The sequence below is a fragment of the Aliivibrio sp. 1S175 genome (genome assembly GCF_001690985.1).
In the GTDB taxonomy this organism is placed as follows: domain Bacteria; phylum Pseudomonadota; class Gammaproteobacteria; order Enterobacterales; family Vibrionaceae; genus Aliivibrio.
The window spans coordinates 1-746 of the sequence record NZ_MAJS01000041.1 but is presented as its reverse complement, the minus strand read 5'-3'; the positions used below and the strand labels follow the sequence as shown (position 1 = coordinate 746).

General features: G+C 37.0%; 1 protein-coding gene. It reads left to right on the top strand.

Annotated elements, in window-relative coordinates; genetic code table 11:
• Window positions 1-725 (top strand): hypothetical protein (locus A6E06_RS12865; protein ID WP_255312094.1); only part of this gene is annotated, 725 nt, incomplete at its 5' end.
• Between the last annotated feature and the right edge of the window lie 21 nt (window positions 726-746).

Sequence of the window (746 nt, the reverse complement as noted above, 5' to 3'; positions counted from 1 at the left end):
AAGGCGTTAAAATTCAGCTAAGTCTGTATAATAGCAAACGTGTTATGCAGGCGTTATATGCTTCAAGGATGAAAAAAGTGAAATACGATATTTCTTTTATACATACAGGTCAGGTTCATATTGAAAAATTTGGTTCATTAGTTGCTGAGCTTTCGCCTAATTTACTTATAAATCATATTGTTGATGAGTCATTGTTAACTCATGCTCAGCAGTTTGGTGTTGATTCGATATTAAAATCTAACCTTCTAGCGCAGTTGGAAGCTTTGAGTTTAGTCAGCAAAGTCATTGTGATCACTTGTTCATCGATTGGTGGCATTGCTGAAGAAATAGATAACTTAAATGGTTGTAAAGTTCAACGAGTCGATCAGGCAATGGCTGATTTTGCTGTTGAAAATGGAAATAATATTTTGGTTCTTGCGGCACTAGAAAGTACTTTAGAACCAACTCGTGAACTGTTGCTGAAATCGCTAGCCAAACACAACTCAAAATCTAAGCTTACTTTGTGCCGTGTTGAAAATGCATGGGATTACTTTCTAGCTGGCAAAATGGAACAATATTATGACCAAATCAGTGCCGTAATTACCTCTAATGAGACAAAGTATGACTTAATCGTATTAGCTCAGGCTTCAATGTCTGAGGTTCAAAATCATGTTAACGCCTCTATTCCTGTCATTAGCAGTCCACGCCTTGGCGTCGAACGAGCAATAAAAGCACTAACAATTTAAGGCGCATATAACAAATGCATC